We start from the raw sequence: 24,347 nt of genomic DNA, 5'->3' as shown, positions 1-24,347 counted from the left end.
GGGTGAAGACCGGAATCTCGGTGACCGGAAGGACGGTGACAACGGCGAGGAACCTATCCGTGACGAACGCGACCCGGACAACAGTCGCAGTGCCGAGGAGACAGGTAGCGGCAACTCCTCCGGCGCGGGAGGAAGCGGGACCGGAGGCTCTGACCCCGGAGGTAGACCGGTGTCCGATCCCACCGGGGGGATGTCTCCGGAGCTTGAGAGCAGCGTCAGGGAAGAACTACGGAAGGCGGGAGTCGACAGGGATATCTGGGAAAATGCTGTCTCCAGGCTGGAAAATCTCCCTACGGCCAGAGAGTGGCGGAACTCGTCACCAGCGGGAGGTTTTCGGATGTTCCAGGGTACCGGACAGTTCTGTCAATGTGCGCGGACAAGCAGGACCTGGACAACCGACCGGCCGCGCCTCGCATGGCTCTGGAGCACGCTGCCGAACTCCAGGACGCCGGAGTAACGAATATTGCTTTCGAACACAGGTTCACCGATCCCGACACCGGTCAGACACAGGACATCGACGTTGTCGCGTTCGGACCGGACGGAGAGCCCAGCCACGGATACGAACTCAAGGACGTGTTGAGTATCAACGGAATCGACAAGAGAGCCAAGGAGGCAAACCAGCAGTTTGACAACATCAACCAGGGGGCCTTGACCGAGAGGATCATCATCATCGACTGCCATCAGCCGGTAGACAATTTCCCAGAAGCCAAACAGAGAAAACTCGAGAGGTTTGCGGAGCGATCCGGAACCACGTTCAGGATCCGTTTCGAAGATGGATTCGTCACAATCCCGGACAAAAACATCTTTCCATGAGGACACCATGTCTTTTCTGATCAGCTCCCCCAAGGAGAACGGCTCGTGGACGTTCGACCTCGACGACATATCCGACCCCGGACTCACCACCGGACTGCACCTGGCCGGGCGCACCGTGGAAACACTTGCCAGGTACGACCTTCTCGAACCGTACGGAATCAAGTGCTCCTGGCTGGTTCCCGGACGAGGGGGAACCGGTATCACCACCTCCCTCGCTCTGGGAAATCATCCTCTGGACTCGCCTGAAACAGCCGAGCGCATCCTGTCCAGTCGCCCCGTGGGGTATCCCGACGCCGAGGTCAACTGGATCACACTTCCGGGTCCCGGGATCTGGATCGACGCAGAAGGTCAGCGTCGTCCCGAACCGCAACTGGTAGATCTCCAGGTGGACACTGACCCGGTCTCGGCCCGGGTGAAACTGAGCGTGCACCACGATGTGTGGGCCTACTACGACTTCTTCGGAAACCCCCACCCAGAGGTGTACCGAAACAACGCGCCTCGCCTCGAAGCCGCACTCAGGGAACTGGAGGATGTTCTCGGCGCGGAGGCCTACCCGGGCGACCACACCTTCTTCGGCGCACCCAAGCGGTACGGCCTTCATGTTCCCGAGCCGGACGAGAACGGCAGGGGCCCGGATGTGACAAAGTTCTTCTGGCTCTGACTGAGGTGTGAGTGTTCGGTTCTGCGGTGGGCGCGGGGTCTTTGCAGAGAGATCAGGGGAAGATGAGGCATTCCGCACCGGCCGTCCGGGGCGGGCCCCATGGGCTGGCCGTGGCCGGTGGTGTCCCGCTTCTGGAGGGTTCTGTGGAATGCCTCGACCTCGCCGGAGCGCGGCGGAATCGCATCCGCCACGAACCCGACACTCAAACCTCGATGAAGTACTGGCTGTGAAGCCATCCACCGTGACTCCGGGGTCGGACTCGGCACGCGAACTCGACCCCGGGGACAGGATCACGACACCGCGGGGCGGGGACGACCGTCCGGTCGGAGTCCTTCCCCCTGCTTCGGTGTCGCCCGTTTCACTCCCCCACCACGAACCGCGTCTCTTCCACCAGCACCGCCCGGGCCCCCTCCACGTCGGCCAGCCGCGCTGCCAGGGTACGCTCGGCCAGGTGGCGGGGTAGCGCGGCGGTGAACTTCAGCCCCTCCAGAGCCTTGCCGTCCACCTCCGGCAACGCGACGCGGTCGGCCGCGCCCTCCCGGGCGGCCTTCCAGCGGGCGGGGTCGACGTCGTCGCACAGCCGCAGGTGGGTGTCGCGGGCCTGCTGGGCGGGGTCGGCGAGGCCGGTGAGGGTGGCGCGCAGGGTGAGGTTGGCGCGGGTGCCCGCCCAGGTCCACCAGCGCACGTCGCCGCCGTGTCGGGTGATGACGGTGCCGCCGGGGTGGACGTGGTCGGCGTGCCGGTCGCGGGCCTTGGCCAGGGCGTCGACCGCGCGCCGGGTCAGTCTCACCGGCGGATCCTCACCGAGCAGCACCTCGCGCACGGCCCGGCTCAACTCGAACGACCAGCCCGTGTGGCCGGTGGCGTCCCAGCGCGCCCGCCCGCCCCGGCCGTCGTCGTCGACCGATTCCACGAAGCAGCGCCGCCGTTTCCAGTCCACCCAGGTCACCGCCCAACTGCGTCCGGCGAGCAGCAGCCGCCGCGGCCCCTCTCCGGGTTCGGCCGCGGCGAGCAGCGCCGGGTTGGTGCGGCCGATCTCGGTGCGGCCGTGCAGCACCGTGAACTCCGGGGGCGCGGTGAACACGCCGGTGAGTTCGGCGAAGTGCCGCCGCCCGAACCGGCGCTCCGCCTCCGGTCCCACCATGAGCATGCCGCCGTCGCGGGTCAGGAACCCCTCGCGCAGCAGGTGGGCGAGGACCGGCTCGGCGTGGCCGAACAGTTCCAGGCCGTCCCACCACTGCGCCCACAGTCGCTCGCCGATCTGGGACTCCTGGAGGCACAGCGCCAGCAGTTGCTGGGCGACGATGTGCCGGGGCTCCGGCGTGGGTTCCACCGGTTCCACCCAGTGCCGTGCCCACAGGCGCAGCAGTCCGGCCGCGCCCAGCAGTCCGTGCTCGTTGAGCGCGAGGAACAGGCAGTTGCGCCTGTTGTCGGCGCGGCGTCCGGTGCGGCCGATGCGCTGCAGGAAGGAGGCGACGGTGCCGGGCGCGTTGACCTGGATGACGCGGTCGAGGTCGCCGACGTCGATGCCGAGTTCCAGGGTGGAGGTGGCGACGATGACGCAGTCGCGGGCCTCGGCGAACGCCTGCTCGGCGCGGCGGCGCTCGTCCACCGACAGGGAGGCGTGCGACAGGAACACGGTGACGCCCCTGGCGCGCAGGGCCGCGCCGATGCGTTCCACCAGTTGCCGCGAGTCGCAGAACACCAGCCGCTTCTCGCCCCGGTGCAGGGCGGCGATAACGGTGGCGGCGTTCTCCGGGGAGCCGACGTGGTCGAGTTCCACGTCGCCGGGCGGTGGCCCCTCCCCCGGCGCCGCGCCGGGCGGCGGCAGGCCGGGCGCGATCACCCGGCCGGGGCGCTTCCCCGCGCCGCTGCCCTGCAACCAGGTGAGCAGGTCGTCGGGGTTGCCGACGGTGGCCGACAGCCCGACCCGCTGGATGGGCCGCCCGCACAGCCGGGTCAGCCGTTCCAGGACGGCGAGCAGGTGCCAGCCCCGGTCGTCGGAGGCGAACGCGTGCACCTCGTCGACGACGACGGCGCGCACCCCGCCGAGGAAGGCGCGGTGGTCGACCTTGGTGCTCACCAGCATCGCCTCCAGCGACTCCGGTGTGGTGAGCAGGACGTCGGGGCGTTCCCGCAGGATGCGCCGGCGGGCGGCGGTGACGTCGCCGTGCCACAGGGCGGCGGTGCGGCCCAGCCATCCGGCGTAGCTCTGCAACCGGGGCAGCAGGTTGTTGAGCAGCGCCTTCAGTGGGCACACGTACAGCAGCGACACGCCGTCCCAGCCGCCCTGGGCCATCGCGGTGAGCAGCGGGAAGCAGGCGGCCTCGGTCTTGCCTCCGGCGGTGGGTGCGAGCAGCACCGCGTCCTCGCCCGCCACCAGCGGGGCCAGCGCCTCGCGTTGCAGCGGGCGCAGGCCGGGCCAGCCCAGTGTGTTGACGAGGTGGTGGGCGAGGGTGGGGTGCAGCAGGTCGAGGCTGCTGGGCGCGCTCACAGGTCGAGTTCCACCTCGTCAGGGGAGTCGGCGCGTTGGGTCCGGGCGTTGCGTTCGACGTCGGTGAGGTCGGTGGCCTTCATGGTGAGCCGGTAGTGCTGCCGGGGGTCGAAGTCGTCGATGTCGTTGACGCGGTCGATGACGTCGACGAGTTTGCGCAGGAACATGCGGGGGGCCACGCCGACCTGTCCGCCGAGTTCCCCGGCGACGGCCTCGGCGAACTCCGCCAGGTAGGCGTCGTCGACGCGCTCGCGCACCCGCTCGGGTTCCTCGGCGCCGGAGGCGTAGAGGTCGCGCACGGCGACGCCGAGCAGGTGCAGGCGGTGCAGGTCGAAGCCGGGCAGGCGGATCTGCGCGGCCCGCAGGTTGTCGTGGCGCGGATCTGGCATGAAGTCGGTGGCCAGCCGCTGCGCGAGGGGGGCGAGCCGCCGCACGCCCTGGGGTCCGTCGTAGAAGGCGGGGGTGCCGGTGATGACCAGGTAGAGGCCGGGGAAGCGTCCGGCGGCGATCTCGTCGAGGAGTTGCCGCAGCGCGTTGAGGGCCTTGTCGCGCACGTCGGAGCGGGCCCGTTGCAGGGTCTCCAGTTCGTCGAGGACGACGAGCAGACCGGGGTGGCCGCAGTCGCGCAGCAGGGTCAGCAGCCCCTGGAGGGCGGCGAGCGCGCCGAAGTGGTCGAGGTCGCCCTTGATTCCGGCGTAGCGTTTGGCGGCGGCAGCCACGTTGGGCTGCCCGCCGAGCCAGGCGGCGAGCGCGTCGGCGACCGCGCCCTCGCCTTCGGACTGGGCGCGGTGGTAGCCGCGCAGCGCCAGCGCGAACCCGGGGCTGCTGCGCGCCACGGCGGCGAGCCGCCGCTCCAGGAGTGCGGCGACCTCGGCGGTCAGCGTCCGCTCGTCGGGGCCGTCCGCGCCGGCGGGCACCGCGCCCTGGTCGAGGACGTCCTCTTCGAGGGTGTAGACCCAGTTGTCGACGATCTCGCGCAGCGCGCTGGGCGGCTGGGTGGCGGTGGAGAGCCGTTCGGTGAGCCGCCGGTAGACGGCCTCCAGGCGGTGCAGCGGGGTCTCGGTTTCGGAGATCTGGATCTCGGTGACCGCGAACCCGGCGCGTTTGGCGCGTTCGGCCAGCCAGCGGGCGAAGAACGTCTTGCCGGACCCGTACTCGCCGCGCACCGCCTTGAACCCGGCACTGCCCGCCGCAGCGGCCGCGAGTTCGGTGTCGAGGACGCTCTCGTAGCGCTCCAGGCCGACCGCGAACAGGTCGAGGCCGGACTGGGGCACGGTGCCGCGCCGCAGCGCGTCGAGGACCTCGCGGCGGCGGGCGGCGCTGACGGTGGTGTTCACCTAGGACGCCCCTTCCGGGAACTGCTCCCTGAGCAGGGGGATGTTGAGTTCCACCGCGCGTTCGGCGTCGGTGAGGACGAGGACCGGGAACGTCTCCACGTTCAGCATCTTGGCGACCATCTTCACGAATCGCGCCGCGCGGAAGGGCTCCTTGCCCGCGGCGCGGGCGACCCGCTCGACGGGCAGTCGGGGGCGGTCGCCCGCGATCCCGGCGAGTTCGTCGATGACGGCCGCGACCTCATCTCTGCTGGGGCCGCGCGGCACCTGTTCGCGGACCGCGGCGAAGACGGGGGAGTCCACGACGCGCTGTCCTAGGCTTCGGGTGGCTTCCTCGGCTCCGAACAGCGCGGTGTCCTGCACCGGTTCCGCGCGGGTGCGGGAGGTGGTCGGAGGCGGCGCTGCCGGGGCGGCGTGGCGGGTGGGCACCGGCAGCGGCCGGGTCCACCAGGCCGGTTCGTGCTGGGTGGGACGCAGGGGCCGCCAACCGGACGGGGCGAGCCGGGTGTCGGGGACGAACACCAGCACGGGGATGACCATCTCGGCGGTGGAGATGCCGCCGTGGTAGCCCGCCCTGCGGGAGGTGTAGCGGACGCGTTCGTCCCAGGGCACGACGATCCGGCCGCCTCCGGCGAGCACCCGGTCGCCGGTGACGAGGAGTTCGCGCTCTCCCGGGGTTCCGGTGCGGTAGCGGGCGGCCTCGCCGTCGCCGACCTTGTGGTTTTCGCCCCGGTCCCACACGTGTCCGTGGTCGGAGGTGAGGATGATCGGCCGTTCGGCGCGTCTGGCGGCGTCCAGCAGCGCGGGGAGTTTGCCGATCTGGCTGGTGCTCCAGGCGGTGGTGTCGCCTTCGCGGCCGTTGCCGAGGGCGTCGTCGATGGTGTTGAGGACGACGGCGACCACCCGGTCGGGGTCCCCGAGGGCCTCGTGGACCTCGTCGGGCAGCCGGTCGCCGACTCCGGTCTCCAGGTCGCGCTGGTACAGCAGGGTGCTGGGGCGTCTTCCCCACGACGCCTGCCGCCACAGCGCGGGGAATCCGGCGCGCTCCTCGCTCTGCCCTCCGGTGGTGAGTCGGCCGCACAGCAGGGAGGCCCGCGAGCAGGTGGTGACGGAGGGCAGGGTGGCGAGCGCGCCCTCGCGGCCGCGTCCGCTGCGGGAGATCTCGGTGAGCTGTCCGTCGGCGGTGATCTGTTCGCCGAGTTGGACGGCGACCTCGGCGCTCATCCCGTCGAGCACCACGATCAGCGGCGGGTGCTGGGCTGCGACGGGACGGGCGACGCGGTCCAGCAGGTTCTCGGCGAGCAGGAGTTCGTCGGTGTGCGCCGACATCTCGGTCCACGCGGCCACCCGGCGGGCGAACGCCTCGTCGATGGCGGAGCGCCGGTCGCGGACCCGCGCGTACAGGTCGCGGTAGGCGTCGCCGAGGGCGGGGCTCTCGGTGTAGGCGGTGCGCAGGGTGCTGGCGGCGCGGTCGACCCAGGCGGTGTCGGCGAGGTGCGCGGCCACCCCGTCGGCGACGGTGGCGGGGTCGGCGGGGCGGGAGGCGAGCCAGCGGGTGAGGCGGACGGCGTTGAGCGCGCCCGCCGCCTCCCTGGAGAACGGGCTGCACCGCCGGTGTTCCCACAGTCGGGTGAGCGCCTCCTCGACGGGTGCGAGGTCCTGGGGTTCGATGTCGGCCGTCCCCGGCCGGACGAGGACGCTGATCTGCGCGCCGAGCGCGGCCAGGCGCGCCTGGAGGCCGGGGGCGAGGACCCGGCTGGCGGCGGCGGCCCTGTCGGCGCCGAGGGCGGCGAGGATCTCTTCGGCGCGTCCGCTGGCCTGGACCGCGGCGTCGTGTTCGGCGCCGTCCATCATGCGCAGCAGGGCGGCCTCGCAACTGTCGGCGAACCGCCGCAGGGTGTCGGGGCCGAGCGGGGGCGCGCCGAGGAAGCGTTCCTCGGCGCGGATGCGCGCCTCGCGCACGCCCGGCAGGTCGGCGTTGGCCTCGTCGAGCAGTTCCCGCAGCACCAGTCCCACGGGCAGCGTGTCGTGGATCTGGTGGCGGTCGAGCATGCGGAACACCACCTGGGCGACCGCGCCGACGTCGTGTTCCAGGGCGGTGCGCAGCCCGTCGCGTTCCTCGGCGGGCAGGCTGGTGTAGCGGGTGACGCGGGCGGGGTCCCTGGTCCAGTCGAGCAGGGCGGCGGCGTCGAGCCGGTCGCCGGCGTGGTGGCCGAAGCGGACGGCGGCCACCCGGTGCAGGGCGTCGTCGAGTTTGAGGACGGTGGTGCCCCTGCGCCACTCGGCGCCGGTGCCGATGTCGTACAGCGCGCCGGCCAGCCACGCCCATCTGCGGGAGTGCAGGCGCGGGTCGAGCATGCGCAGCCCGAACTCGTCGGCGAGCAGTTCCCAGCTGTTGACGGCGACGACCTCGTGTCCGACGAGCCGCCCCAGCAGGGACGCGCCGAGGTCCTCGGTGCCGCACGGGGTGAGCAGCACCAGGTAGTCGGTGTCGCTGGGGCGGCTCAGTTCGGCGAGCACGGCGAGCACGGTGGGAGCGGGGGCGACGCGGGCGCGCACCTGGCGGCCCCGGTGGTCGACGGTGATCTCGCTGGGGCCGTGCCATTCGGGGGCGGCGCGCAGCGCCACGGCACGGACCCGCGAGGAGGCGTGGCCGCGTTCGGCGCGCCGTTCCTGGCGTTCCAGGGCGCGCCGCAGTCCGCCTCGGACGGCGTCGACGGTGACCGGCGGCGCGGTGGCGGTGGGCGCCGTCACCGGTCCACCGCCCGCACGGTGATCTCGATCCGGGCGTCGGCGGGGATGCCGAGTCGCCTGCGCAGGCCAGTGACGGCCGCAGTCACGTCCTCGCCGGGAGAGAGGGTTGTGGTGGCCTTCCTCCCGTCCGGGACGTGGGGGTCGGTGATCTCGTCTTCTCTGTTTCTGCCGGGGTCGGGCTTGTGGACGGCGGGCGGCGGGTCCTTCCTGTCGCCCGTCACGCTCCTGCGGATGAGCGCGAACGCCTTGCTGGACACCCTGTCCAGTTCGGTGGCGAGTTTCTTCTCCTGCTCGTTGTGGCGCGCCGCCGTCTGCAACCGGTGCAGCAGGTCGCCTGCCTCCGCCGCGTGCTCGCCCCCGCCGTCGGCGAGGTCGTTCAGTGTCTCGAAGGTCTCCCACCGGGCGCTGGCCAGCGCCGCCGCGACGTTGTGGGCGGTCTCCATGCTGATCCTGTGGACCGGGGCCTCGCCCGGCAGGTCGGCGCGGGCGAGCGCGGTGACCAGTTCGGTGTCGTCGGCGAGTCCGCGCATGCGGCCCAGCAGTCCGTAGGTGGCGTTCGCGGTCCGCAGCCGCGGGGCCTCCTCGTCCAGAGCGAGCAGCGCGGTGCGTTCTCCGAGTTGGCTGAGCAGTTCCTCGGTGGCGGCGTACCAGGCGTTGCCCCTCTCCTTGAGCTGCTCGGCGAGCCGCTGCACGGCGCGGGCGTTGCGCACCGGTTGCGGTGACAGGCCGAACAGCTCCCTGGCGCGCCGGTTGGCGACGTCGAAGTCCTCCTCGGACGGCAGCGGCTGGCGGCGCAGCACGATGTCGCCGTCGAGCCTGCCGAAGTCGACGTCGGTGTAGCGCTTGCCCGCGCGCATCCACGCCCGGTCGGACTGCACCGCGTAGACGAGCACGAGCAGGTCGACGACGTTGTCGGGGAGCCCCTTGCCCTCGCCCCGGTCCCGGATCCACTTCTTGAGGTCGCGGACCCGGATGTCGGTGGTGTCGGCCTGGTGGGCGCGGGCGGCGTCGTCGAGCGCGGTGAGCCAGGTGTCGCGCAGGATGAACACCTCGCTGACCGTGGCGATCTCCAGCGGCTGGGCGACGCGGCGCAGCACCGGCAGTTCGCTCTTGGCCTCGGGTTCGTAGCGCTGCAGCCGGTCGGCCTTGGCCTGCTCCACGGCCCTGAGGACGGCGGTGAGGTCCTTGGGTCCCACCGGCTTCCTGGCTCCGGTGGCGGCGGAGAAGTCGGGGTGCTCGGGGTAGAGGTGGTCGAGGAGCTTCCCGGCGATGCGGTGCAGGGCGTCGCCGAGTTGGCTGCCCGCCTCGATGACGATGTCCACGTTCGGCAGTAGCGCCTCGACGTGCTGCTGGGCGGACTCGCCGTAGTCGGTGTCGTTGCGGTTGGTGGCGCCGTAGGCGCCGCGCAGCAGGCCGCGCAGTTGCTGTTCGATCTGGTTGGCCTGGCTTTCGAGCTGCTGGCGGGCTTCGCGGCGGTCCTCGGAGCTCCAGTCGGGGGCCTTCTGCCCGATGACGTCGGGTTGCAGCAGGTGCTCCATCATCAGCAGCCGCCGCGCGTCCTGCTGGCGGTTGTCGGAGAGGAAGTGCGGGATCCAGGCGAGCGTGGCGGGGGGTTCGGGGAACTCGTCGCGTAGCTGCTGGATGCGTCGCCGGTCCTCGGCGGGGGTGTGGTTGGCCTCGTCGAAGGGGTAGTCGATGACGACCCGCACCGCGCCGGGCGTCTCGGGTTGGAACCGCTGCCGCATCAGCGAGTCCTCGGAGCGGACGTTGCCGAAGTCGAGTTCCACGGTGCGGCTGGTGCCGCGCCAGATGATCTCGGTGCGTGTGGCGTCGGGGTCGAGGCCCAACTCCTCCCACACCAGCCGTTTGAACAACCGCCGCATGGCCTGGTCGTTGGCGGCGTTGTAGCTGCTGCGCAGCAGGGACTCGGTGTCGACGCGCAGCAGGTTGAGGGAGACGGGCGGGTTGTCGCCGGGACCGACGCGGACCTCGCCGAACTGGGTGCTGAGCTCCCGGAAGAACGCGGCGGCCCGGACGACGTCCTGCCCGGTGCGCCGCGCCGGGATGATGCCGTGGTTGAGGGCGATCATCCGGCTGACGGTGATCTCCTTGAGCGCGGGCACGTTCGGCACCAGCGCGGCGAGCAGCATGGTCTTGACGAGCAGGTCCTCGGCGCGGAACGGGTTGCGCACGTCCAGGTCGGCCGCGGTCTCCTCGGTGAGCCTGTGGCGGCTGAGCAGCCAGGGCCGCACCTTGTTGCGGTAGAAGTCGCGGATCTTCTCGTACTCGGCGCTGAGCCGGTCCTTGAACGGCCGGTCCTCGCCCTCGACGAGGACGTCGAAGACCGCGCCGATCGGCACGAGCTGCCCGACGGGCAGGCTGGTGCGGTGGTTGACCAGCAGTTTCCGCATGAGCTTGAGGGCGCTGCGCTGGCGTTGCAGGGCCGCGGACAGGTCGACCATGACGTGCAGCAGCGCGGGGCTGAACGGGTAGAGCGCGCGGAAGTCCTCCCAGGTGTCGGCCTCGCCGCCGGGCGAGTCGAGGAGGGTGTCGCGCACCTCGGGGCGGGCGTTGACCATGCGGTCGAACGCGGCGCTGATCTCGGCGGCGGCGTCGGGGCTGGCGGGGCGCAGCAGCCGGTGCCGCACCACCTCGGTGAGGTTGCTGTCCTCCAGTTTGATGTGGTCGAACCGGCCGTCCCAGTACTTGAGGGTGTCGAACAGGCCGCCGGTGGCGCCGGTGACGTCCGTGCCGACGAGGTCGCGCAGGTCGCGCTGGCGCGGTACGAAGCTGATGACGGGTGCGGGCCGGTAGGACTCGGAGGACTCCACCAGTTTGGACATCTTCTGCGCCTCGGCGTTGATGCGGGCCTCGTCGCCGAGGAACCCGGTGAAGCGCAGGATCAGTTCGTCGAGCAGCAGGACGACGGCGTCGTAGCCGAGCTGCTCCCTGGCGTGGCGGCTGATGACGGACAGTCCCTCGTCGAGGGTGACGAAGGCCTCCCGGTCGCCGTGGACGACGTCGGCGTAGCGGCTGAAGTGGCTGCTGAGCAGGGCGCTGATGAGGCCGGAGCGGAGTTTGGCCCGCTCGCGGTCGGTGGTTCCGGCGGGAACGGCGAACGCCGCGTCGAGCTGCTCGGGGGTCCACTTCGCGGCCGCGGCCCAGCGGGTGCCGCCCCACTGGCTGGAGGCGGGGGAGCTCCCGGTGGCGGGCAGGTCGGCGATGAACTTCTCGTCGCCGAGTGTGGCGCGCAGCGCCCGGGCGTCGGCGAGCAGTCCGTCGGCCCGGTAGACGGGCGGGACGGGCGCGTCGGGGTGGGCCCGGCGCACGGTGCGCACGTATCCGCCGAGGATGGCCGCCTCGATGGACTCGGCGTCCACCAGGTGGCTGGTGACCAGCAGGAACTTCCTGCCCTCCAACCAGTCGTCGTGCTTGGCGAGGACGGTGGGCATTCGGTTGAGTCCGCGCACGGTCGGGTCGTGGCTGAGGATGGCGTGCAGCACCGCCATGAAGTGGCTTTTTCCGGAGCCGAACGAGCCGTTGAGGTAGGTGGCGCGGGACTGCCCCTTGGCGAGCGCGCCCTTGATGATGGAGAGCGCCTCGTCGAAGTTGCGGGCGAGCTGGTGGGTGACGACGTAGTCGCGGATGGCCTGCGCCTGCTTCTCCTCGTCGACCCCGCCGACCCCTTCGGCGACCTTGAACACCAGGTCGCCGTCGTGGACGTCCTCGGGGATCTCGATGAGGTCGCCGATGAACCGCTTGCCGCTGGTGGGGGGAGACGTCGTCATCGCCGAGTTGGCCCTTCTCGCACGTCGGGGGATGCGGACGGCACACGACCGGCGGGAGGAGCCGGGTGCGTGCGGCACACCTCCCCAAGAGTATGACCGTGGCCGGTGACGGTGCCCGGCGTCCACGGGCCCGGCCTGTGGACGTCGGGCACCCTTCCGGTCCGGCCTGTCCAAGAGGAGAGAGTGCAGTTTCCCACTCTAAGTGTTGACAGAGATTTCATCACCGACTTTCCGAACGGAACATCACGGACGGTCCCTCTCCGAAGAGACAGTTCCAAGGCGGTACCGGCGGGGACTCCCTCTCATCCCGCCAGTGCCCTCTCCTCCGCGCCGAAGCCGCGGGGCAGCGCCAACTGCTCCGACTCGGTGATCGCGCCCGCCGGTTCGCCGTCCAGACGGGCCGGGCGCTGCGGGTTGTCCATCGGGCACAGCAGCCACAGGCCGTGCGGTGCGGTGCCGCTCTCGCGGGCCTGCTGGGCCAGTGTGCGCAGCAGGGCGTGGCCCGCCGGGTAGCGGGCCAGCGGGGTGGCCCCGTGCAGCAGGACGGGGCGGTCGGCGCCCGCCGCGCGGATGCGCTCGCCCAGGACCGCGCACGCCTCGGCGACCATGTTGCCGAACTCGGGCGGACCGTCGGGGACGTCGGCGGCGACCACCACGTCCCAGGGAGGACCGCCGTACTCCTCGATCATCTCGGTCAGGATCCGCACAAACACCGCGGCGACGTCGACCGACGCGGTGTCGGACCGGTCGGCGAGCAGCGCCGCCACCCGTTCGGCATCCGGCAGCCACGTCTTGACCGCGAGGTAGCCGCCCCTGGCGACCGCCTGGTCGAGACGGCGGCGCGCTTCCTCGTGCTTGGCCGGGTGCTCCAGCACGCCGCCACCGGTCGCCGAGGGCGTGGCGGTCAGCGAAGTGGGCGCGGCGGGCAGGAACCAGTACTCGACCCCGTCGGAGACACGCTTGCTGAGCCGCGGGAACCGGCTCGGCCTCCGCAGCAGCCGCCACAGCCCGTGGTCGTCGGGCAGCTCCATCTGCGGGAAGCGGGCCCGCACCCGGTCGCGGATCTGCTGCGGGGTGATGCCCGGGGCGCCGAGATAGCTGACCGCCTGGGTGACGTCCAGTGCCCGCTCGACGCCCAGATTCTTCGGATACAGCTCCAGGCGTGCGGTGACCCGGGCGTTCTCCGACGTGGCGGCGGCCAGGGTCACCAGGTCGACGTCGGACAGCGGAGTCATCCCCGGCTTGGTGGGGACACCCCGCAGCGCGGCGCGCACGTCCGCCGGGGCGGGCAGCGGCGCGTCGTCGTCGAACCGCACCAGGCGGTCGGCCTCCCGGCCCAGAGCGACCGCGTAGTCGAGCAGGTCGGCCTCGACCGGGACGTTCGGATCGTCGTCGATGACCCGGGCGACCAGCACGCTCACGGTGTCGGTGTGGGAGCGGACCCGCCGCAGCACGAACGCGGGGTCCTCCAGGCGCTCCTCGCACTCGGCGACCACGCGCACCGCCGCAAGGGCGTAGGCCTGGCGGGTCTCGGGGACCTCCGCGGTGGTGCCGCGCATGCCGAGCAGCTCGTCGGCGATCTGCCGCACCTCGCGCAGACGGCCGTGGCGGTCCAGGATCGCCACGACGTCGTCGCGCACGCCCTCGTAGAGCTGCTTCTTCTTCCGCCAGTGGTCCCGCGCCTTCCGCAGGTGCTGCGAGACCGTCACCTGGGGCAGGTTGAGCTCTTCGGCGACCTCCTTCTGGGTGCGCCACACGGGCTCGGCGGGGGCGTCCTCGGGCAGGCCGAGCAGGTGGCGGATGGTGCGGGCCCACGCGGGGGGACGCCTGGTGGGCTTCGGGAGGAATCCGAGGACCACCTCGTCGAGGCCGGCCTCCCTCCCGGCGTGCTCGTGGTCGTCCGGACCGCCGCCCGGTTCGGCGACGGGCTCGGCCCTCTCCAACCGTCTGCGCCACCGGTTGGCCTGGCTGACCAGCTCGTTGCGTGCCCGCAGCGGGACCCCGCGCATGCCGCGAATCCTGGCGATCGGCTTGTCCAGCAGGTCGTCCACCGTCTCGCAGAGCAGCACGCGGGTGGCGGCGTCCAGTGCGTGCGGGCTGAGTCCGGCCTGGTACAGCGGGGTCCGGGCGGTGGCGTTCTCGGCGTTGCGCCGCCGGGTGTCCTCGTCGTCGGCCGCCGCGCTCGCGGCGCTCTCGGGGATGGTGGCCGACCGGTCCTCGGCCTCCTGGAAGATCCGCTCCCAGGTCTCGCGCATCTCGGCGAGCGTGTCGAACCTGCGCTCGGGCCTGCGGTGCAGGGCGCGTCGGAAGAAGGCGGCCAGCGGCTTGCGGAGCTGGTCGGGAAAGTACTGTTCGCTCAGGCGGGGATGTTCGACGTCGTCGGGGAGGAAACGCGGCTCGACGCCGTCCTCGCTCCAGGCGGGCAGGTCTCCCGACGCCATCTCGTGCAGGGTGACCGCGATGGCGTAGCGTTCGGCCGCGCCGTCGTAACCGCGCTCGTCGCCCTCGGGGTCGAGGAACGGGTCGAGGTAGCCCGGGGTCCCCGCCCTGGTGTCCTTCTCGCTGATGCCGGCCAGGGAGAAGTCGAACAGCACCAGCTCGCGGCTCTTCTTGTTGCGCTCGCGCACCCCCAGGTTGGCGGGTTTGACGTCGCGGTGGAAGACCCGCTGGTCCTCCAGGTAGTCGGCGATCTCGAACAGGTTGACGCCGAAGCGGCGCAGTTCCTCGATACCGAGGCTGCCCTCCAGGCGCAGATAGTCGGCGAGGGTGAGATCTCCGGCGAGTTCGAGTTGCAGTACGGTGCGCTCGCCGATGGTCAGGACCGGCTGGTCGCCGACCGTCGTGACGATGCGGCGGTCGCGCAGCCGCTGGAGCTGCTCGGCCTCCCTGCGCAGCTTCGTCGCGGCGCTGTCGCTGACCGCCACCTTGAAGACCCGTTCCTCACCGCCGCGCTCCACGAGCAGCGCGCGGGAGGTGGCGCCCTTGCCGAGGACGCTTCTGACCGTCCACCCGTCGACGACCTCCTGCCCCTTGACCGCGACGAGCGGGTCGGTGACCACGTCGGGGCGGGTCAGGAACTCCTCGATCTCGTCGACGCGGCGCAGGAACTCGCGGGGGGAGCGGGTGCGCTCGCCGGGGGCGCGGCGGGTGGCCTCGCGCACCAGGGTGTCCATGACCGGGAGGATGTCGTCGTCGACCGCGGCGGGGGTGAGTTCGCCGTGCTCGCGGATGTGTTCGCTGACCTCCTGGCGGTCGCGGCCCGGCGGCCGACCGGTGAACACCAGGAAGGCCAGCGCGCCCAGCCCGAACATGTCGAGCGCGCGCGGGTCGCCGTCGAAGGCGGGGAACTCGGGGGCCAGGTAGGCCTGCGCGGCGGCCTCCACGTGGTCGGCCAGGGCGCGCACGGCTGTGGTCTCGCCGGAGTGCCGGGTGGTGGTCTGGTGGGTGGTGTGCCCGCCGCTGTGGAACGCGGTGCCCCGACGTGCGGCGACCTGCCAGTCGGCGATGCGCAGCCGCGGATAGTTGCCGTCCAGTTCCACCCAGACGCTGCGCGCGGCCAGGGCGCGGTGGAACAGCCGGTTGCGGTGGGCGTGGTCGACGGCCTCGGCGAGCTGGCGGACCATCTCGGTCCGGGTGTAGGCGTCGAGGTCGGTGCCGTTCTCCTGCATGAAGTGGTCGAGCCGCTGCCAGCGTCCGCGGTGCTCGAACACGATCGCCGGGCCGCGTCCGTCGATCACCTCGTAGTGTTCGGCCTTGACGATGCCCTCGTGGGCGATGCCGTCGAGGGAGCGGAACTCGCGTTCGGCGGCGCGCCGCACGGACTCCCTGGCGGCGTCGTTCTCGGCGTCGCCGTAGTGGTAGACGCGTACTCGGCCCTGCTTGCTCCTGAGGACGGTGTGCTGGCCGAGGTAATCGGTCCAGGTGGGGCCGCTGTCGAACGCGCGGCTGCCCAGGACGTAGGAGCCGACCTCCAGGTCCCGGTGGATGGCCTGTGCGCCGATCTCCTCCATCAGCCGGGTGATGGTGCGGAAGAACACCGGGTCGGGGCGGCGGCCGACCGGCCGGTCGAGCAGGCCGTTCCAGATGCCCTCGAGCCCGGTCTGCTTCTCCAGTCCGTCGCGGCCGTAGACGTGCTGGCGCTGGATCTCGTCGAACTCGCAGCGCAGGTCGGGTGCTGACAGGAAGACCGCGGGCGTGAAGAACGGCGACCGGTAGTCGTGGACGCGGAGTCTTTTGGCGGCCCACTCCAGGCGGCTCTTGAGTTCCTTGGCCTTCTGGTTGGTCAGGTGGAGCGGGTTGTCGATGGTGCGGACGCGGTCGCCGTAGAACGTCCAGGTGCCGCCGCGGTTGGTGGCCCGCCCCGGGTGGCTCTTGATCTCCACCAGGAAGGCCCCGGCGGGGGTGACGACGAACAGGTCGCACTCGCGGATCTGGCCGGTGTGCGCGGTGAAGGAGAAGCACTGCCAGGCACGGTAGGGCTCACGCTGGGGCATCTGCGCCCGGATGTGGTCGAGCGCCTCCTGCTCCCAGACGTGCTCGGAGCGCTGCCCCCACCACCGGTCGGCCATCGACACGCCCTCCCCACCGCGACGCACTACGGGCGAAGGATAGCGGCTGGCGGGGACAGTCGAAGAGCTCAGTTCAGCGGCGTTCCCGCCGGGTCTTCCAGCAGCAGTCCCGCCGCCCGGCGCAGGGCGGCGACCTCCTCCGGGGTCGCGGGGCGGCGGTCGCGCAGCACCCGGCGGGTGACGGCGTGGGGCAGGTCGACGACCGCCAGTGTGACGTCGGCCGGTGGCCGTCCGACGGCGGCGGCGAAGCGGGTGACGGCCTGGCGCAGCCGCCGCCGGTTGGCCTCGGCGCGCTCGCCCAGGGAGGTGGAGACCGGACCGCGCAGCAGGTCGCGCAGGGAGTGGCGCAGCAGCAGCACCGCGTCCTCGGGGTGGTCCGCGCTCCAGGTGAGCACGGTCACGGCCGCCTCCACTCCCGCCCGGACCCCCGGCTGGTCCAGCGCTCCCAGGTAGGCGGCGAGGAAGCGGTCCTGGGCGCGCAGCCAGGCCGCCGCCACGAGGTCGTCGCGGCGCGGGAACCGGTGGTAGACGGAGCCGCTGGGCGCCCCCGTGGCCTGGGAGACCGCGCGGGCCGACGCGGCGGACGGTCCGCCGTCGAGGACCAGTGCGCGGGCGGCGTCGAGCATGGCGTCCGTGGAGTGCTTGACCGGCTGCGGCATGAAGTAGAGAACACCCTCCAGATGAACTAGAGAACGTTCTCCAGGAGGGTCCGTGGTCCGCAACGAGCACCGGCGCCGTCTGGCCGCGCCGCCGGACGCCGTGGGCGCCCGGTCGACTCCCTCGCCTCGGCGGACGACCGGCTGTGGCCCGTCGGGCACTGGCCCGCGATGCGCTTCGACGGTCCGCTACCGGGTCGAGGAGTACCGGCCGGGCCGCCGCGTCCGCTTCCGGTTCGAGGCGCCCAGGGGCTTCGACGGCCACCACGAGTACGTCGTCGTCCCGGCGGGCGAACGGGAGACCGTCCTGCGCCACTCGCTCGTCATGCGCACCACCGGCCCGGCGCGGCTGGGTTGGCCGCTGTTCTACCGGCCGCTCCACGACGCGCTCATCGAGGACAGCCTCGACCGGACCGCCCGCTCCCTGGACCTCGATGTCGCCCGCCCCCGCCGGTGGAGTCCGCTGGTGCGGGCCCTGCGCGCGGTGGCGCGCCGAGCCGTCCCGGCGGCCTGAGCGCTTCGGCGGTGCCGACCCGCGCCTTCTGGCGGCCGCTACTGCGCAGGAGGCGGACCGCAGCGGCCAACGGGATCAGCCGAGAACCATCCGGTACACCACCATCGCGACGAGCACACCCCCGCTGACGGCGGTCGCCACCAGGATGTTTTGCGTCGCGGGGGGAAGCGGCTCGGACAGGGGCCTCCCCGCTGCGTCAGCCTGTTCCCCGGTCCACCGGTGTCGGAGACGGTCCGCCATCGAAGCGAGTCGCCTCCTCACCAGCGACCACTTCGCTTTTCGGTGCGCCTCCCACCGGGAGCAGCCCCGCAGCCTGCCTCTGGCGTTGTTCCTGCAGGTCCCTCCCGTCCGGATGGGAGCGCCACAGACGGTCGGCACGAGGAGGAGTTCGTACACAAGACCGGCGAACACCGCGCCGGGCAGGAACACCAGCGGCTCCCGGAACAGACCGAAAGGCGTCACCAGTGCGAGGAAGCCGTACACCTCGAACCGTCCAAGGCGTCTGGATCGCCGGGCCATCGCCGTCTCCCCCGTCGTGTCCGTCCTCAGCGCGAAAGTCGCACGGGGATCGAGGGGTGTCCAGAGGGATCGGATGGCCGGATCGGGCCATCCGATCCCCGCAGACACCGGTGTTGACTGCCGTACCTCAGGAAACGGAGCGCGCGGACTCGGCGTGGAACCGCCGCGTCGTCTCCCCGGGCTCCGCCGCTGCGGCGGCGCGGCGGAGCCGCCCCGGTTGTCCACAGCCCGACAGTCCGACTGGCCGCGCTGTGGACGCGCGGCGCATGCTCGGCTCATGGACGCGATTCGGGCCGCGAGCGCGCTCGCGGCCGCACAGTACGGGGTGATCCGCAGGGACCAGGCGCTGCGCTGCGGGGTCACCGGATCGGTGCTGCGCTCCCTGCTGCGTCAGGGCGCCTGGACACGGGTGTGCCGCGACGTCTGCCTCGTCGGGGAGCACACGCCCGCCACCGAACGGGGCCGCCTGCTGGCGGCGGTGATGGCCGCGCAGCTGGAGTTGGGGCCCGCGGCCTTCGCCAGCGCCGACACCGCCGCCCGCCTGTGGCGGCTGCGCGGGCTGCCGCCCTGGCAGGGCGAGGTGCACATGACCCTTCCCGCCGCGGGCGCCCGGCGCGGCGGCCCCGGCGTCGTGGTGCACTCCTGGGCCACCGACCCCTCCGAGGTCACCGGGTGCGGCCTCCTGCGGGTGACCACCCCGCAGCGCACCCTGCGCGACGTGCTGCTGGGCGTGGACCGCGCCACCGCGGTGTGCCTGCTCGACTCCGCCCTCCACCGGGGCCTGGTCCGCGCCTCCGAACTGCCCGGGCTCGCCGCCGCCAACGCCGGACGCCCCGGCTGCACCCTCTCCCTGCTGTGGTGGGGCCTGGCCGACGGACGCGCGCGGACCCCGTTGGAGACCCGCATCAGACTGGTGTGCGTCGACGGCGGCCTCCCGCCCGACGACCTGCGGCACCCGTTCCACGACGCCCGGGGGCGGCTGCTCGCCGTCGGCGGCCTGTGGTGGGAGGACCGCCGCCTGCTGGTCGAGGCCGACGAGCGGGACCCGCCCGGACCGGTCGGAGCCCTGCCCTACGACCGCCGCCGCACCGCCCTGGAACTCGCCGTCCCCGGTATCCGCATCGCCCGCTTCACCCGGTCCGATCTGCGCCGCCCCGACCGTGTCCTGGCCGCCGTCCGGCAAGTCCACGTCCGGTGGCCGTCCCCCTGACAGGGGCCGCAGCCGCGCGGTCCCGGTCCGACTGCCCGGTCAGGCCAGCCGGACGGCGGCCTGCCACGCCACGGCGAGCACGATCAGGACGAACAGGAACAGGACCGTCTTCCACTCCCATTTCGGCTTGTCCGGCAGGGGCGTGGCGTCGGGGCCCGGCGGGTCGATGACGAGGTCCTCGGGGGCGGCGTCGTTCGGATCGACGAAACGGGCGCGGTACTCCTCCGACGTCAGTTCGCGGGGCCGCCACGCCTCCTGCCAGGTGGACGCTCCGGCTTCGGGGAGCCTGCCGTCGGCGGGGCCGCCACCGACCGTGCCCGGCGCGGTCGCGGCGGCCGCGCCGACACGTTCGGGGACGCGTGCCAGGAACTCGCCGTGCGCCTCGCGGGCGGTCCGCTGGGTGAGTCCCGCGCGGGCGGCCAGCAGCGCCAGCCGTTCCGCCTCCGCCGCGGGGACCGTGCCGCCGTCGAACGCCCGCTCCAACGCCATCCGGTAGTTGGCGAGCCCGTCCGGGCGGGGCCGCGGGGCGTTTCGCATCAGGGGCAGCCGCGCGGCCAGCGTGTCGAGACTTCCCTCGGCGCCCCTGTGCGGGGTCGCGGCGCGCGGTGCGACGTCACCGCTGCCCGACGGGATCAGCAGTTCCACGGGGGCGAGTCCGTCCCAGCCCAGCGGCTGGGGGGCGGTGTTGAGCAGGGCGGCCAGCATCGCGGCGAGGGAGCGGGCGTCCTCCAGGGCGTGGTGCTCGGCGGTCGGCCACCGCCCGGTCAGCATCCGGCACAGGGAGTCGTAGCGGTAGTCGGAGTGTTCGAGGTGGGTGCGGGCGGTGACCAGGGTGCACAGGCCGGGCAGCCTGGGCGGGGCGATCCCGAGACGGTCGAACTCCGCGGTGAGGAACCGCTCCGTGCGGAAGAGGTCGTGGCCGACAACGACCGCGTCGTCGAGGTGTCCGAACAGGTCGTCGGCGATCCGGTCGAACCCCGGCGCACCGGCGACCCAGGTGTCGGTGATTCCGTGCAGGTCGGCGTTGCCGATGGTCGTCCCCGGGTCGACGAGGGTGGCGTACTCGTCGAGCACCGTGCCGTCGCCGCGCATCCGGACCACGGCGACCTCGCAGAGGCGCGCCCCCCAGACGGCTTCCAGTCCGGTCGTCTCCAGGCCGAGAACGGCGAAGGTGAGCGCGCGCGGATCGGCGCCGCCGTCGCGGGTGAGACGGCCGTAGTGGAAAACCATGGGGACCTCCGGGGGTGGTTCGTGCCCCAAGGATCGTAGACCCACCCGGTTCCCGACCGGGAAACACCGGCGGACACCGCGTTCCGCGTGACCGGGTGGATTCGCTCCGGCACCGGGAGACCAGGGGAGGTTTCCGAGGCGGCCCCGGCCCGAGGGGGTCGTGTGGCCTCACCCCCGGCAGAAGGACGGGACATGGTGAAGGAGCGGTGCGCGCCCGTCCACTCCGCCGCCGACCCGTGGCGGCCCGCTCCGGTCCGCCTCGCCTCCCGGCCTCGGTTCCGGGGCGCTCGAAGCGGGTGACCGTTTTCGGCCACTGTCTGCGCATATCGCCGTTCCGCCGCCCGCTGTCGCTCCTGTTGGTTACCGTGGAGCGCGACAGCGGTCCGAGGGGAAGGGGTTGCCGACTTCTCATGCCGGGGTTCGAGCGGCTGCCGCCACGCGTCTTCCAGTTCGCCACCGGCGGCCGACGCGACCTGTACTTCGCGGTCCTGCACGTGTTCAACGGCGCCAACGAGCGTCTGGAACCGCGCTGCCCCTGGAGGAGGTGCATCGCCGACTGCCCGACGTCGGTTTCCTCGACTCCGTCGGGGAGGCGGGCCTGGAGGAGGCGCTGCGCCAGTTGTGCTCCTGGGAGTTGCTGGAGGCGTCGCAGGACTACACCGCCGGATACGCCACCGTCGCGGAGTTCGAACGCAGGAACGTGCAGTACGCGCTGACCGTGCGCGGAGAGGCCGAGTTCGCCGGGGTCCTGACCGTGCTGTCCCGGCTCAAGGAGAGCGGCGCCCTGCAGACCGCCGTGCTCGACGCGATCGCCGACCGGCTCGACACGTTGGCGGTGCTGGCCAAGAACGACGACCCCGGTGAGGACCCGCGCGTCTTCACCACCCTGCTGGAACTCGAGGGTCACCTGGACCCGCTGCGCGACAACACCAAGCGCTTCGACAACGAACTGCAGCGGCTGCTGCGGGTCGACGAGATCGACCTGGCCACCTTCCACGACGTCAAGCAGGCCACGGTCGGCTACCTCAACGAGTTCGTGGAGAACCTGGAGGAGCGCGTCCGCACCATCGGCGACGCGCTGGCGCGGGTGGCGGCGCACGACCCGCGGCGGCTGCGGGAACGCGCGCTCACCGGCGCGAACCTGCCTCCGGGGGCGAGTGAACGGGCCCGTGCCGACTGGCTGGCGGCGCGGGTCGCCAAGTGGGAGGGGTTGCTGCTGTGGTTCGCGCACTCCCCCGACGGCCAGACCGGGGTGCGGCGGCTGCACGACGTGGCGCGGCGCGCGATCGTGTCGCTGCTGGAGACGCTGGACCGGATCGTGGACGCGCGGCGGCGCTCCTCCAGCGCCGTCGAGGACTTCCGCACCGCGGCGCGCTGGTTCGCCGCCGCCCCCGACGAGGAGCACCTGCACCGGCTGTGGGCGGCGCTGTTCGGCCTGGGACCGGCCCGGCACGCCCACCTGGCGCACGAGGACCCCGAACTCACCGCTCCCTCCACGCCGTGGGCGCGGGCCGACCCGGTGCACGTGTCGCCGAAGCTGCGTACCTCGGGACGGTCCGAGCACATCGGGCGCACCGCCCTGGAGGCGGCGCGGGCGCTGGCCGCCGAACTGGAGCGGGTGCCCTACGGCGGCGACCAGGTCCGCACCGCGCTGTCCTCCGTCGGCGACTCGATGTACGCCTCGCGCGAGGTACTGTCGGAGCGCTGCGAACTGGAACTGACTCCCCACGGCGACGTGCAACTGCTGACCGCGCTGGTGGACGGGGTGCGGGTGGGGGCCAGCGGGCTGCACGCGGCACTGGTCGCCGAGCACGCCCAGCGCTCCACCGACCTGACCGAGCAGGACCGCGCGCTGTTCGACCGCACCCTCACCGGCGACACCCGCCGCCATCTCGCCGACCGGATCCGCCGGGCCGAGGAGCTGGTCGCGGGCATGAACGAACGGCTGCAGCGGGTGCGCACCGCCTCCGACATCGCGGTGCGGCTGCTGTGGCGGGTCGCCCCTGACGCGCCGTCGGGCACGCAGACCGTGCGTGAGCTGCTGCTGCGCGACCCGCGTCGGCTGACCGAGGAGGAACGCGAGGCGCTGTACCGGCTCTTTCCGCGAACGCGTCGACGACGCGCCTGCCGCCCGGCCGGATCACCGACGTGCCGTGGGACGCCGGTCTCGCCGAGGAGATGCGCGCCCGGCAGGAGGCCGTTCCGGAGGAGCGGGTGGCCGATCTGCTGCTGGCGGATCTGGCCCGTTACGCGTCGGCCGGGGAGTGAACCGGTGCGGGGGCGGCTGCTGGGATACTGGGGCTTCCCGTGTCCGTCCGTGGTCACGGTGCTTCACGAGGAACCGGCGGATCGGCCGCCGCCGAGCCGCGCCCCCTTCGACAGGTCGGGAGTCCCACAGGTGACGGGTAAGGAGCTGAGCCCCTCCGCGCACCAGAAGAGCGAGGTCCGCGAGGTTCTGCGGAAGCTGGTGGCGGACGGGTGGACGCTCCGCGGCGAGGGCCACTGGGGGCGGCTGCGCTGCCCGTGCGGCTGTTCGCGCATCCAGGTGCCGGGGACTCCGCGCAATCCCGGTCAGGCCGCACGGCGCATCCTGCGGGAGGCGCGGCGCTGCCCGCTTCCTCCCGACGATCCGAGGCGTGCTCCCGTTCCGGGAGACACGGACGACCACCCCACCCACATGCGTTGACGTTTGTCAACAGCAGTGCGAGACTGGAGGACGGCCGGGCGCCCGTCCTCCCCCACCAGCCGCGCCCGCCCTCCGGAAGGGAACGCCGTTGCCCGACTACGAGTTCGTCTTCGTTGTGGACGGGATCAGCCTCGACGACCACGCCGCCGTCGGCGCTCTCACCGACGAACTGGACGCCGTGCTGTCCTGCTCCCACGGCGTGCACCGCATGACGGTCACGGGCAGCGGTCCCGACGCGGTCGCCGCCGCCGGAGCCGTCGTGGCCCGCTGCCGGAAGCTCGCACCCGCGATGCGCGTCCTGCGTCTGGACCCCGACCTGGTCGGCGTGTCCGACATCGCCGAACGCACCGGCCGCAGCCGCCAGAACGTCACCCAGTGGGTCCGCGGGCAGCGCCGCGACGTGGTTCCCTTCCCCTCTCCGGAGGGCACCGTCGGCCGGTCCCTGGTGTGGCTGTGGTCGGAGGTCAACGCCTGGCTGCGCGGCATCGGACTGGACGACGGCGAGCACCGGCCCACCAGGGCCGAGGCCACCGAGATCGACTGGCTGCTGCGGCACGGCGTGCGGCCGGTCCGGGTCAGTCTCGACGTGGACTTCGACGTGCTGCCCGGCCGCGACGACACCCGCCGCATCGCCGCGCGCCTGGTGGAGCACGCCCGCCACACGCCCCGGTTCATCGAGTACCTGCTGCGGCACCCGCAGGTCCGGGACGCGCGCGGCCGCCACACCGTCGTCGTGTGCTCCCCCGACGACCAAGCCGACACCGTCTTCCGCCGCCTGCGCGAGCACGGCCGCCCGGTGGTGTTCGCGACCATCACCACGGGAGTGTTCGCCCAGGTCATCAGCGCGGTTCGGCATCCGGGAAGCACCCCGGTGGAACTGCCCCCGGGCGCGACGGTGCGCGACTGGCTGGGGCTGGTCGCCCTCTACCCCGACCGGGAGTTCTCCGCCGGGACCGACGACCTCGGCGCGGTCGCGGAGGGCACCCCCCTGGAGTTCACGCCGCGGTGACCCCGCCGGAGGACACCTCGCCCACCAGGGGTGGGTGAGAAGCGTTACAGGACACACCCCCCAAGGGGGGCGTGGAACCTCAGCGTCAGGAGGAGACTTCCAGGTGGTCCT

At 72.3% G+C, this 24,347-nt stretch carries 14 protein-coding genes; 6 read left to right on the top strand and 8 right to left on the bottom strand.

The genetic code is table 11. The features are described from left to right. The first annotated feature begins 303 nt into the window (after positions 1–303). Both NI17_RS00550 and NI17_RS00545 read left to right on the top strand, forming a co-directional pair. Complete coding sequence (locus NI17_RS00550) at positions 304–813, top strand: hypothetical protein (protein WP_147416915.1); 510 nt, start codon at positions 304–306, stop codon at positions 811–813. A gap of 7 nt (positions 814–820) precedes the next feature. After that, positions 821–1,474, top strand: a complete 654-nt coding sequence (locus NI17_RS00545) for a hypothetical protein (RefSeq protein WP_084012342.1) — start codon at positions 821–823, stop codon at positions 1,472–1,474. Positions 1,475–1,832: 358 nt separating this feature from the next. Here the strand turns inward: NI17_RS00545 and NI17_RS00540 are convergent, their stop codons facing one another. The 6 genes from NI17_RS00540 to NI17_RS00515 all read right to left on the bottom strand — a co-directional run bounded on the left by NI17_RS00540 (position 1,833) and on the right by NI17_RS00515 (position 17,071). Then, on the bottom strand, positions 1,833–3,968 hold the full coding sequence (locus NI17_RS00540; RefSeq protein ID WP_068687708.1) for a DEAD/DEAH box helicase: 2,136 nt from the start codon (positions 3,966–3,968) through the stop codon (positions 1,833–1,835). After that, positions 3,965–5,305: a BREX system ATP-binding protein BrxD gene (gene brxD / locus NI17_RS00535; RefSeq protein ID WP_119267870.1), complete on the bottom strand. Its 1,341-nt coding sequence runs from the start codon at positions 5,303–5,305 to the stop codon at positions 3,965–3,967. Before brxD ends, NI17_RS00540 begins: the two co-directional genes overlap by 4 nt. Further along, positions 5,306–8,056: a BREX-2 system phosphatase PglZ gene (gene pglZ / locus NI17_RS00530; protein WP_068687706.1), complete on the bottom strand. Its 2,751-nt coding sequence runs from the start codon at positions 8,054–8,056 to the stop codon at positions 5,306–5,308. Then, the gene (locus NI17_RS00525) at positions 8,053–11,844 is read right to left on the bottom strand and encodes a BREX-2 system ATPase PglY family protein (protein ID WP_068687705.1); all 3,792 of its coding nucleotides are present in this window, start codon (positions 11,842–11,844) and stop codon (positions 8,053–8,055) included. The genes pglZ and NI17_RS00525 overlap by 4 nt, the downstream gene beginning before the upstream one ends. Positions 11,845–12,146: 302 nt before the next feature. Then, positions 12,147–16,412 (bottom strand): BREX system serine/threonine kinase PglW, encoded by a 4,266-nt coding sequence (gene pglW / locus NI17_RS00520; RefSeq protein WP_119267876.1) that lies wholly within the window; start codon positions 16,410–16,412, stop codon positions 12,147–12,149. Between the two features lie 68 nt (positions 16,413–16,480). Further along, positions 16,481–17,071 (bottom strand): TetR/AcrR family transcriptional regulator, encoded by a 591-nt coding sequence (locus tag NI17_RS00515; protein ID WP_068687704.1) that lies wholly within the window; start codon positions 17,069–17,071, stop codon positions 16,481–16,483. A 52-nt stretch (positions 17,072–17,123) separates the two neighbouring features. Here NI17_RS00515 and NI17_RS00510 point away from each other — a divergent pair, with 52 nt between their 5' ends. Beyond that, positions 17,124–17,582, top strand: coding sequence for an SRPBCC family protein (locus NI17_RS00510; protein ID WP_234401562.1), 459 nt, complete (start codon positions 17,124–17,126; stop codon positions 17,580–17,582). Positions 17,583–17,657: 75 nt separating this feature from the next. On the opposite strand, the gene NI17_RS00505 is transcribed toward NI17_RS00510, so the two are convergent. Beyond that, positions 17,658–18,101, bottom strand: coding sequence for a hypothetical protein (locus NI17_RS00505; protein WP_147416913.1), 444 nt, complete (start codon positions 18,099–18,101; stop codon positions 17,658–17,660). A gap of 277 nt (positions 18,102–18,378) precedes the next feature. Here NI17_RS00505 and NI17_RS00500 point away from each other — a divergent pair, with 277 nt between their 5' ends. Beyond that, positions 18,379–19,311 carry a hypothetical protein gene (locus NI17_RS00500; RefSeq protein ID WP_119267868.1) on the top strand — a complete coding sequence of 311 codons (933 nt, stop codon included), beginning with the start codon at positions 18,379–18,381 and terminating at the stop codon, positions 19,309–19,311. Positions 19,312–19,350: 39 nt separating this feature from the next. Here the strand turns inward: NI17_RS00500 and NI17_RS00495 are convergent, their stop codons facing one another. Then, on the bottom strand, positions 19,351–20,541 hold the full coding sequence (locus NI17_RS00495) for an exonuclease domain-containing protein (protein ID WP_068687702.1): 1,191 nt from the start codon (positions 20,539–20,541) through the stop codon (positions 19,351–19,353). Between the two features lie 544 nt (positions 20,542–21,085). Between NI17_RS00495 and NI17_RS00490 the strand changes: the two genes are divergently transcribed. Further along, on the top strand, positions 21,086–23,227 hold the full coding sequence (locus NI17_RS00490; RefSeq protein ID WP_068687701.1) for a TIGR02677 family protein: 2,142 nt from the start codon (positions 21,086–21,088) through the stop codon (positions 23,225–23,227). 88 nt (positions 23,228–23,315) lie between these two features. Beyond that, positions 23,316–24,236, top strand: coding sequence for a hypothetical protein (locus tag NI17_RS00485; RefSeq protein WP_068687700.1), 921 nt, complete (start codon positions 23,316–23,318; stop codon positions 24,234–24,236). Positions 24,237–24,347: the final 111 nt, after the last annotated feature.

It is taken from the genome of Thermobifida halotolerans, assembly GCF_003574835.2.
GTDB classification, from domain to species: domain Bacteria; phylum Actinomycetota; class Actinomycetes; order Streptosporangiales; family Streptosporangiaceae; genus Thermobifida; species Thermobifida halotolerans.
Note: the sequence above shows the minus strand (reverse complement) of the source record. Positions and strands in the feature narration are given on the sequence as shown.